Origin of the sequence: Methylorubrum suomiense (assembly GCF_022179765.1) — a bacterium.
Classification (GTDB): domain Bacteria; phylum Pseudomonadota; class Alphaproteobacteria; order Rhizobiales; family Beijerinckiaceae; genus Methylobacterium; species Methylobacterium suomiense.
The window spans coordinates 1-10,255 of sequence record NZ_BPRE01000033.1 but is presented as its reverse complement, the minus strand read 5'-3'; the positions used below and the strand labels follow the sequence as shown (position 1 = coordinate 10,255).

The 10,255-nt window shown below is 61.7% G+C and carries 12 protein-coding genes; 8 read left to right on the top strand and 4 right to left on the bottom strand.

The genetic code is table 11. The annotated features are described in order from the left end of the window. The 4 genes from MFF26_RS26150 to MFF26_RS26135 all read left to right on the top strand — a co-directional run. On the top strand, window positions 1–490 hold a 490-nt coding region (locus tag MFF26_RS26150), incomplete at its 5' end, for a hypothetical protein (RefSeq protein ID WP_238308947.1). After that, window positions 490–1,020 carry an HK97 family phage prohead protease gene (locus MFF26_RS26145; protein ID WP_238308946.1) on the top strand — a complete coding sequence of 177 codons (531 nt, stop codon included), beginning with the start codon at window positions 490–492 and terminating at the stop codon, window positions 1,018–1,020. The genes MFF26_RS26150 and MFF26_RS26145, both read left to right, overlap by 1 nt. Window positions 1,021–1,022: 2 nt before the next feature. After that, window positions 1,023–2,273, top strand: coding sequence for a phage portal protein (locus tag MFF26_RS26140; protein ID WP_238308945.1), 1,251 nt, complete (start codon window positions 1,023–1,025; stop codon window positions 2,271–2,273). Between the two features lie 358 nt (window positions 2,274–2,631). Further along, complete coding sequence (locus MFF26_RS26135; protein WP_238308944.1) at window positions 2,632–3,309, top strand: hypothetical protein; 678 nt, start codon at window positions 2,632–2,634, stop codon at window positions 3,307–3,309. Window positions 3,310–4,641: 1,332 nt separating this feature from the next. Here MFF26_RS26135 and MFF26_RS26130 read toward each other — a convergent pair. The 3 genes from MFF26_RS26130 to MFF26_RS26120 are packed head-to-tail and all read right to left on the bottom strand — an operon-like array spanning window position 4,642 to window position 6,170. Further along, a complete protein-coding gene (locus tag MFF26_RS26130) occupies window positions 4,642–5,163 on the bottom strand; it encodes a hypothetical protein (protein WP_238308943.1) in 522 nt (173 codons plus the stop codon). A 48-nt stretch (window positions 5,164–5,211) separates the two neighbouring features. Further along, complete coding sequence (locus MFF26_RS26125; RefSeq protein ID WP_238308942.1) at window positions 5,212–5,511, bottom strand: hypothetical protein; 300 nt, start codon at window positions 5,509–5,511, stop codon at window positions 5,212–5,214. Next, window positions 5,511–6,170: a ParA family protein gene (locus MFF26_RS26120; RefSeq protein WP_238308941.1), complete on the bottom strand. Its 660-nt coding sequence runs from the start codon at window positions 6,168–6,170 to the stop codon at window positions 5,511–5,513. Before MFF26_RS26120 ends, MFF26_RS26125 begins: the two co-directional genes overlap by 1 nt. A 272-nt stretch (window positions 6,171–6,442) precedes the next feature. On the opposite strand from MFF26_RS26120, the gene MFF26_RS26115 reads away from it, so the two are divergent. Further along, window positions 6,443–6,787, top strand: a complete 345-nt coding sequence (locus MFF26_RS26115; RefSeq protein WP_238308940.1) for a hypothetical protein — start codon at window positions 6,443–6,445, stop codon at window positions 6,785–6,787. 276 nt (window positions 6,788–7,063) lie between these two features. Next, the gene (locus tag MFF26_RS26110) at window positions 7,064–7,774 is read left to right on the top strand and encodes a hypothetical protein (RefSeq protein WP_238308939.1); all 711 of its coding nucleotides are present in this window, start codon (window positions 7,064–7,066) and stop codon (window positions 7,772–7,774) included. Window positions 7,775–8,042: 268 nt separating this feature from the next. On the opposite strand, the gene MFF26_RS26105 is transcribed toward MFF26_RS26110, so the two are convergent. Beyond that, window positions 8,043–8,402: a hypothetical protein gene (locus tag MFF26_RS26105; RefSeq protein ID WP_238308938.1), complete on the bottom strand. Its 360-nt coding sequence runs from the start codon at window positions 8,400–8,402 to the stop codon at window positions 8,043–8,045. Window positions 8,403–8,774: 372 nt separating this feature from the next. On the opposite strand from MFF26_RS26105, the gene MFF26_RS26100 reads away from it, so the two are divergent. Then, a complete protein-coding gene (locus MFF26_RS26100; protein WP_238308937.1) occupies window positions 8,775–9,296 on the top strand; it encodes a hypothetical protein in 522 nt (173 codons plus the stop codon). A 9-nt stretch (window positions 9,297–9,305) separates the two neighbouring features. Then, a partial coding sequence (locus MFF26_RS26095) for a phage major capsid protein (protein WP_238308936.1) occupies window positions 9,306–10,255 on the top strand: 950 nt, incomplete at its 3' end.

Genomic DNA, 10,255 nt, shown 5'->3' with positions numbered 1-10,255 from the left:
TCTGCCCCCAGAACAATCACTCTACGCTAATCCGCAAAAGCCAACGATCGCGGAGTTGGATGCTCTTTTCGGCACCCTGTCCGGGCTTATCGAGAATGCCGACATCGGCGGTTCGACCGGGTACCTCGCGCACCCGGCCGTCAAATCGACGCTGAATCGTTACCGCACGAATACCGGCGAGCTCGTTGGTGTAGCCGGTTTTCTCAAGGGCGAGGCGTCCGCCTGGTCAACCCTCATCCCCGACAACGGCGGAGCTAACGCGAACCTCGCCCACATCTTCTACGGCAACTGGAGCGATCTCCTGATCGGTTATTGGAGCTCTGTGGACCTCCTGCTGAATCCCTTCGCGACGGAGATGGCAGACCGCGGGGGCGCCTTTCTGCACGCGTATCTAGACGCTGACGTATCGGTTAGGCACCCAGAGAGCTTCGCCTTCACGGACAGTTTCCCGACCCAGCAGTTTGCTGCATCCACGGTTGTCGCCGCGTAATGGAACAGCGCGGCGCAGAGATCGAGGTACGAGCCAAAGGGCGACGCCTCGAGGGACACGCCGCGCTGTTCGGCGTAGAGACTCGAGTCGCGGGCCCGCGTGGTCCGTTCCGGGAGACCATCCGGGCCGGTGCCTTCGCGGCATCGCTCCGGGGCCGAGACGTGCTGGCGCTCCGCGACCACGATCCGGGCCGCGTCCTCGCCCGCACCCGGAGCGGTACCCTCCGCCTGGCCGAAGATTCAACCGGCCTCCAGTTCGAGATTGCCCTCGCGGACACCACCGAGGCGCGGGACGTGCTGGCCATGGTCGAGCGCGGCGACGCGGGCGGAATGTCTTTCGCCTTCGATGCCGAGGACGAGGATTGGCAGGGCGATCGGCGCGAGCTCCGGTCGGTGGTGCTCCACGAAATTTCTGTGGTGAGCGCGTGGCCAGCCTACCCGGGCACAATCGTTCAAGCCCGCGCCGGCGGTCCAGGTGCGCCTTCCAGCCTGGCGCTCGCCCGGCTCTACCTCGACACTCTGCGGGGCTGATCATGGGGTTCCTGAGCCGTATCCTCGGCCGCGAGCGCCGCGACGCTCCTCCTCAGGCCGTTGGCGCGTCGGACCCGTTCCTAACGCAGTTCCTCGGCTTCGGGCGAGCGTCCGGATGGGGTGCGCCGGAACAGGCTCTCTCGCAACTCGGCGTCGCGGCTCGGTGCACCAGCCTGATTGCCGAGTCCCTCGCTGCGCTCCCCCTCACCGTTTTCGAGCTCCACGAGGACGGCGGCCGGGAGGAGGCCCGAAGCCATCCGCTCACCGCCGTGCTCAACGACGCCGCAAACGATCGGATGCCGGCCTTCCACCTCCGCGAGGCGCTGGCTCGAGACGTGCTGATGGGCGGCAACGGCTACGCGCACGCGATCCGGGACGGCCGCGGACGTGTGGCGGCCCTCGATTTTATGCCAGCGCGCATGGTGAGCGTGGAACAGCTTTCCAGCGGTCGGCTCCGGTATCGCTGGACGCATCCGACCCGCGGGACGCTTGTGCTTTTGGAGGAAGAGGTTGCGCATCTGCGATACGCCTCCCGGGATGGTATGCTCGGTGTCTCGCCGCTGGCATGGGCGCACGGCGCCGTCGGCCTCGCGATGGCGCAAAGCGAGCTCGCTCAGTCCCAGGTGGACCGGGGATTCGTACCTGATATCTCGTTCGAGACGGACACCGATTTCGGGGTTGATGAGGCGCGGTCGAACGCAGCGTTCAACCGCCTCAAGCGCCAAATCACGGAGCGCATACAGCGGTCGCGCACTGAGATTGCTCCTCTCCTGCTGGAGGCAGGCATCAAAGCCAAATCCCTCGCCACGTCCGGCCGGGAGGCGCAGTTTCACGAGTCCCGGATTGCCGGCTTAGAAGACGTCGCCCGCATCTACGGGGTGCCCCTGTCTGTGGTTGGGCTCGGAAACCCCAGCAGCTACGGAAGCTTGAAGGAAGAGGGGGCGGCCCTGGTCCGTAATTGTCTCGCGCCATGGGCCGCCCGCATCGAGGGAACGCTAAATCTCGCGCTCCTCTCCGCCGAAGGTCGCCGCCGGTACCGCATCGAGCACGACCTTTCCGGCCTCCTCCGTGGCTCGCTCCAGGAGCGCATGACGGCTTGGAAGGACGGGGTTGGAAATTCGATTTTCTCGGTCGAGGAGTGTCGACGGTGGGAGGGCCTGAGCAGCCGCCCGCCAAACGGAGAGGTGCTGATCCGACCCCTGAACATGGGCGAGAGCGGCAATCCTGCGCAGGAAGTGCCGACACCCAGTTAGCCCGCGCTGCAGCGCTGGGCACCTCGGGACGCCGAGGGCCGGTGGGATGGGGCCTGAGCTCATCCGCGACCGGCAGAAATTCGAATTCGCTCAGGCTTTCGCGAGTCCTTTCACCTGAGCGGCGCCCACTCGGCGGTGGCGTGAAACACCGAGAGCCGGCGGCCCTTTTCTCCTTTCGGGGCGCAGTCGGAAATCCGCCCGGGAAACCGGGGTCTGGCACGAATGGTCGGCGTGCATATCGACCTGAGCCCGCGGTGTAATTGTCCGTGCACCGCGGGCGCCCCTATCCGATCCAAGGGCCCAACATGTCGACGTTGAACTTTATCCTCCAGCAGTCCGATTCTGGCGAGGCGCTCGCATGACTGAGATGGAGCGCCGGCAGGCATCCCTAGGCGCATACCTCGATGCTGCTGCCCGTGGTGACCGCATTGCCTACGTTTCCAGCCTGAACGCACTCGACTGGCCGACTGCCTGGATCGAGGCGTTCGGTGATATTGTCCATCTCGGTCGCGTTCATCCCAACACGCAACGAATTTTTGAGCTGCAGTGGCAAGGGTTACTTGTCAGGGGAAATCCGCATCCGCCGAGTGGGATAAGTATACCTCAAATATTCTTAGATCACGTAAGTCTTTTGGTTGACGCTCTTCGTGTTCTGTTGCCTCCGCTTGTGAACGAGGCACCTGATGTCATTTACCGCGGCCAGAGTGTATCCGATTATGAAGACGGCCTAGTAGGATTCTCATGGACGCCTCATCCGGCTCTTGCTGAGATGTATGCCCGTGACCCGATTATGAACGATTTTCCACGCCTCGTATTGGCGCATTTTGAGCCAGCCAATGCAATTCTAGGCACCATTGAGGGTACTGAGTTTGTTGTTGATCCCCGATTGATTATAGATCCAAAAGTAATCTGTCGCCCGCGAGATATATTTGCACCGGGGCAGTCGGTTGATGATTTGATGAAACAATGCGAGTTACGGCCTCTTCAAGATATAGCGACACAGGCGCTAAGCCTTCTCAATCCCAGAGGGGTGTAGGACGCTAAACCTAATGCAAGTAATGCCTTGCCCCTCGGAAACCCTTAAATCTGCTCTGAGCAAGTGTGATTGCCTAAAATACTCATAACGGTGATTTTGTATTTTCCGGAAGCTTCGAAACACGTTCCATACATCGCATTATGCGAATGGCTTCCCTCATACGCGCGAGGCGCGACGCAACCTCTGTATGACTTCTTCGATGTGTCGCTTCGTGTTCTGCGCCGCGCGCCAAGCCGCCTGAGCGTTGCCGCTTGTATCCTCGTGTAACCCGGCTCGAGACCACCGCTCAGCCTTTTTCGCATCCTGAAGAGCGTCCTCGGCAGCTCTGAGGGCCTTTCGAATCTCGTCGGTGTCCAAAGCTTTCTCCCTTCAGAAAAACTCTTGTATCCGTGGTGCTCAGCTTTTTGAGCCCAGGGGTGGACGTCAGTCGCCGTACCTTAGAGCCGCGAGCGAGCCACGCCAGCCACTCCCGATCCGTCACGCGCAGGACGTTCGTCAGCGATGCCATGCCCGGCCGGCGGCGCTCCTGGCGTTCCATCATCCCAAGGCGCACAGCCTGCCGGATCGCATTCTGTGCTGTGGTGCGGCTCACACCAGCGCGAGCAGCTATCGCGTCGATGCAGAGGGCACAGGAGCCGCGGGCCTGATGTTCGTCTGCGATGATGCGTAGGGCCGCGAGCTCGCCCGTGGTGAACCGGGCAGCAAGGGCCGGTGGCATAGGACCGGACGCGGCTAAGCGGCGGCGGCGCTCGATCGCCACAGATCGCATTGCAGGGCGTTGGACAGCCTTCCGCGGCAGAGGACCCGATTGCGTACCCGGGCCGCCTGCAGGCTTCCTGCGCGCGGCAATGGCCTCTGCTAGCGTGGTCGCTTCGCCTTCCGTCATCTCGCCGGCCGCGTGTGCCATCCATAGCGCGCGCGACAAGGCATCAAGCGCAGCACCGTGCGCCCGGCCGATCGCCTCGGCCATCTGTCCAACCGACAAAGCTCCGCCCTCCAGGTCGCGAGACCCGTCGCGGGGGTGCGGACGCACGCAGGCAAAGCTCCGCCGTTGCGAAAAACCCTCGTTTTCCGCTTGCGTGGAGCCGGATTTTCGGAGAAGCTCTGGATGCCAATCTCAGAACTGCCCCGGCTCACCGGCCGGCATGTGACCCGCCCTCGTGGCGGGTTTCGTGTTTCTATGCCCTCGACTCGCCGCAGGATACGGCTGAGCCATTCGCCGGTAAAACGTTTACCCTGTCAAATGGCCACGCCGCGAGCGCCACGGCTACGATAACCCGATTCACCAGTCGCTATCAATAAACTATCTTGCGTCTATCATTCTGGTAATTCCTAGCCACCGTCGATCTCCGACTCACGCCAAATGGCGATTTTTCTGCGGACATACACGCTAAGCAGCTCCGTCCAGCCGTATTGCCGTATGTAACGGTGAGCGCTTGTGGCTAGATTTCTTTGTGAAACTCGGAGCTTGTACTCAGACCCTATATAGTTTTTGTATAACTGATTAGTATCATCTTCCTTGTCCCTATCCTGCAAATTTGCTTTAGATGTAACATACTCTGAAAGATTGATATTTATGTCTTCTATACACTCAGCTACGTCGGTAGGAAAAAGCAATTTCATTGATCTCTCAATGTGCCATATTTTTTTTAGATTCTCAACATAAGATATATTGCTCGATAGATTTTTAGTGGATTCTATTTCTTGTCTGCATTCATTTATCGCATCATTGAAGGCGCTCCATGTGTCGAAGCGTTTATCGTATAGATCAAAACGTAGTTTGCGGTGAGCTACCCAAGCTTGTGTTCCAGTAAACCCAAGCGCTACCAGGGCGATCCAAGCCGTTGCTTCCACCGTGCCACCTTCTATGGACTATCTTGCGGCTATCATGCGTTCAGATTTCTAGTTGCGAATGAAGGCTGCGACGGCGGTTTCCAGAGCCTCTGCAATGGTGATGTGACGCTCATAAGCGATCCGCTTAAGCGCCTCATGGGTTTCGGGCCGGATCCTAGTAGCGAAGGGCTCACGCCCGGTTCGACGGAGAGTGCGGCCATCAACCTTGCCGGGGTCAAATGCCGGCGCCTGCGGCGGGGACGGGGGAGTTTCGACGGGAGGGGCTGACGCCTCGTCCCGGTCCTGAGCGGCCATCATGCGGGCTACCGCTTCCGCGTCGAGGCTGGCCTTGTTCCGAGGCTTGGACATCACAGGTTCTCCAACCGGACGCGCACGGCTTGCGCCAGCGCCGAAAATTCGGCTGCGGAAGGGGACTCGGCCGATACAGGCTCACCCGAGGATAGGCTGTCCGCAACGGCAGCCCGCAACGTGATCGCTGGGGCCACGGGTTCTGTAAGGCCGGTAAGCGTCTCCACCACATCCCGGCCGGCACCTGTACGGCGATCGACACGAGACGGCACCACGAGGATATCCGGGCGCCCGCGGCCGCCCGCCTTCCGGTGACGACGTACGATACCAACCGTTTCGGCCGCGCCCCGGATATCGAGCATTGAAGCACCAACCGGGATCAGCACCAGATCCGCCACCGCAAGCACGGCGCCGAACGCCGCCCCAAGTGCACCCGGGGCGTCCAGGATGACGAAATCCGCATCGGTCCCGCGAACGGCCTTCGTCCAGGTCGCGACCGCCTTAGCCTCCACCTCCTCCAAGAGGAGTGGCGTCACCGTGAAAGGCAAGGCCCCGAGCTCTGCCACTGCCGCAGCATGTCCAGCCGGATCGGCGTCGAGCACCACAACGCGCGCCCCGGATCGGGCGAGCACAGCGGCGAGGTTGAGCGCGATCGTCGTTTTCCCGACGCCGCCCTTGGTGCTGGCGAGGCCAATTAACTTTGCCATGCCGGCTTTCATGCCGCAAAAAACTTTAAAGAAACACGCAAGAAAGTTTCTTTATTGACGAAAGGTGCCTGTCTGTATCTGATCCGTTACCGAGGTGAACATGCTTCGTGAGTCAATCCCCTCCCCCGCACCGGTGCCAGCGCCGTTGGATGAGATCCTTGAGGCCTTCGCCTATCACGGCATTCGGCCGACGCGCCTCAACGTCCTCGCCGCGGCGCTTGATGCCGGACACCCCCCCGACTTCGCCGTGACCCTGGCTGACGAAGCCGATCGGAGGAACATCGATGGACAACAGCGGACGCCAACTGCAGCGCACTCTCATCACAGTTGAGCTCGGATGCCGAGCCGGCGAGGCGTGGGCGGAAAGCGCGCCCTTCGAGCGCCTGATACAGTTGGCAGGGCGCTTCTCGGACGATCTCAGCCATTGCCCTGACGAGCTCTCGGAGCTCCTGCGCAGTGTGCTTGACCCTTACAGGTTCACCGGCAACGCGTGGACCGAGATGCACCTTGGCTCGCCCGAGCCGTCGCCGGACTGGATGCGCGGCTTCGCCTACGGCGCCATTCATCGCCTCGAACACGCCTTTCGGTTCGGCCGGGAAGCGCAACGCCTGATCGGCACACGATCATGAGCGCCCTGCGCACCCGGCTCTCGAAAGGTGGCCTGAACACCCTCTCCCGCGGGAAACTCACTGTCGCCAGTTTCTCCCGCGGATCGGAACTCGTGTTGGAGTTTCGGATCCACGATGCCTACGGGAAAACTCTGGAAAGCACCCTGAGCCTTCCCCAGGCTCGCGAGGCTCTGCGGCACCTCACGGACGCCGTTGAGGCCCTGGAAGCTGTTGCCCGACACGACGGGCCGCCCGTTCGCTCCACGCCTCGTGATGGCGTGGCAGAGGCACCGTTGGATGGAACTTACCCCTGAGGGGAGACGCCAGCGCGTCGCCTTGAAATTCTCGATCCTGGAAATTGCCTCGACCGACGATCGCATGACAGCCGGCACGTTCCGGTTCCTCGCCCGGATCCTGCAGGCTCTCGATCTCCCCACCTGGACGTCCACGATCGGGGATGAGCGGATCATGGCCGAAGTTCCGGGATGCGCGAACCGGCGCACTTGTACCGACCACCGCGCCAAGCTCCAGAAACTCGGATATCTCGAATTCGAGGCTGGCAGCGGCCGGCATCCAACGCGGTATTTTCTCACCGAAACTCTTCCCGCCCAGGCGGAGGAAAGCCTGCTGGCCCGCAAGGATCAGTTGGAGGTGCGTCGGGCTCTGCAAAGGGCGAAAAACTCCACTGAAACGGGAGACGGGGTTCACAGACCCACCCCCGACAATGGGAATGAGGGTGGGTCCACAGACCCCGGTAGAGTGGGTCCACAGACCACCCGTTCCCTTGTATCTTCTCCCAGTACTCTACCGGTGAAGGAGATATCTCTAGGAGCGCATACGCACGACGAAGCTCATCCCCGGTGTTTCTGGTGCGGCAACCCGGCCGACCTAACTCGCGGCCTGGAGAAAAGCGGCGATCTGGAAATCCGGCAGTGCACGAGTTGCGGCAGTTCCGGCGATGAAATTCAGGCAGCCGTTGCGCGCCTCAAAGGTCGGCCACTTCGATAGTTTCAGTTTCGAGTTTCTGGAGTTTCCCAGTCCTTGAGCAACTCCCAGGATCTCGGCGTGCCTGACGGGTGATCATATCCCCGCCACGTGCTCCGCTCGGCCGCGGAGAAACCCCGGCAGGCACGATCCCAATCCGGACCGAGCTTCGCCGTGCCGCACAGGGCTAGGGAGCGCCAGCGCGACGCCTCGCCCTTCCCCGAGCCCGCACAAACCGGTGCGGCCGCTGGTGCCCCCACCAGGGTGACCAAAACTGCCCATCGGATCGGGATCAATAGAGCCTCCGGCCGAACATCGAGAGCCACGCCCGATTCAGCCAGGTGTTCCGGCTTGGATCGAGGGTGGCGAGATCGTGCCGGCACTGGGCAACCAACCGATCACGCTGCTTGCGCTGAGTTTCGCGGTCCAGCACCTCATTCGGTGCCATGCAATGCAGGCCCCGCACAGCCTGGTCCGCAGCCTCCTTGCCGTAGAGCCTCACCCACTCATCCGCGTGCATCTCCAGGACACGGGTGCGGGCAGACCAGAAGCCATCCCCGCACGAAACCCGACGGTTGATGTCGTCCATTGCCTCCAACAGCAGGCTCTGAGCGCAAGTCCTGATCGACGGGTCCACATAGACCTGAGCCATCCCCCCACCCTTTCCCCATGTGTGCCGTACTACCGCGAACACAGGGATAATACTGCCATATTACTGACAATTGCAAGTATAATTACGAGTTTTGAGAAAATAATATTAGAGATTGCATCAGTATTCACCTGCTCTACCGCGCGCTTTTGTGCTTAGCGTTGGAAAGCCAGGGCGTACCGATTTTTGAGGCGGAGCAAACGAGTTAGGGACCGCATGCGTTCATCTTTTCCGCCGAGCGAATTCGAAAAAAATTCTGAAATGCGATCCTGTATCGTCTGGCGCAACTCGCCCCGTGGTACTGTCAGGGGACTAGACTCCAAGAAACAAAAATCCTACGTCATGTGAAATAGGTTTTGGGCCGGAGATGCCGCCGTGTTTCGCCTTGCTGACGTCGCCCGAACCATCGACCCCGAAAACTCAGCGACGCTGCTGACTGATCTCCGGAATTGGTTCGCCCGCGGCGTGCTCTTCTACACGGTCGATCCTGAGCAAGGCGTCGATCCGGATCAGCCTGCATCGAAGCCGGGCAGCCCAGGGCTTCTGAGCCGCCACCGCGTGATTCAGGCCGCCATCACGGCGCATTTGGTCCGCCTCGGGGTGCCACCGAAAGACGCCGCCTTCGCCGCCGGCTCGTTCTCGGATTTCTCCATCCCTCCGCGGCTGCCGGGGATGCTGTTTCCCCGCGGTGAAACGGTGCTCGCCGTATGGCGCCGCGGAGCCGGGCCGTTCGAGCGCCGAGTGCTGAACCCCGATCCTCGCGAGTCGGTGCGGGATCTCTCGTTCCGGGTCGCTGGCAGCGATGGCCTGCCGCCCGCCCTCATCACCCTCAACTGCGGGGATCTGCTCCGCAGCCTCGAACCCCTGATCGGGCCGTCCCCGGCCTATCCTGCGTAGGAGAGTACCTTGCCCAAGCTTCATGAACTGCGCGAGCAGCGCGCTAACCGGGTCGCCGAGATGCGCGGCCTTGTCGACAAGGCCGAGACCGAGAAGCGCGACCTAAGCGAGGGCGAGCGCGGACGCTTCGATACCCTCAAGGGTGAAGTGGCCGGGTTGGAAACCCGTATCGGCCAGGCGGAGACGCTGGCCAATTTCGAACGCCATGCCGAGGCCGAACCACTTACGGGCCATGGTGGAGCGCGCGAGTTGGAAGCGCGATATTCGATCGGCCGCGCCCTGGATGAATTCTCTCGCACAGGACGCCTGACAGGCGCAGAGGGCGAATATGCCGCCGAGCATCGGTCCGGACGGGATCGGGTCTTTGCAGCCCCTGTGAGCGCGTTCCTTGGTACCGAGCAAAGGTACATCGGGACACAACAGCCGGGGGCTGGGCCGGGCGGCGTGCTGGTGCCGACGAACCTTGGCCCGCTGATCGATCGCCCTCGGCCGCAACTTGCCGTCCAGCGTCTCGGGGCAACTCTGCTGACGGGCCTGACCGGCAATCTAGACCTGCCGCGTCAGAAAACGTCCGGCTCCGCAAATTGGGTCGCGGAGCACGCACCCGCCACGAAGTCTGATCCGACTTTCGATAAGGTATCGATGGCCCCTAAGACCGTCACGGCCAAATACGAAGTCACACGGCGCATGATGATTCAGGCGCCGCAGATCGAGCAGATTTTGCGCTACGATATCGGTTCGCTGCTGGCGCAGGCTCTTGATCAGGCCGCAACCATGGGCACCGGCACGGGTAACGTCCCGCGCGGCATCAGGAGCACGCCTGGTGTGCGCAAGGTGCCCGGAGACAATCTGCCCCCAGAACAATCACTCTACGCTAATCCGCAAAAGCCAACGATCGCGGAGTTGGATGCTCTTTTCGGCACCCTGTCCGGGCTTATCGAGAATGCCGACATCGGCGG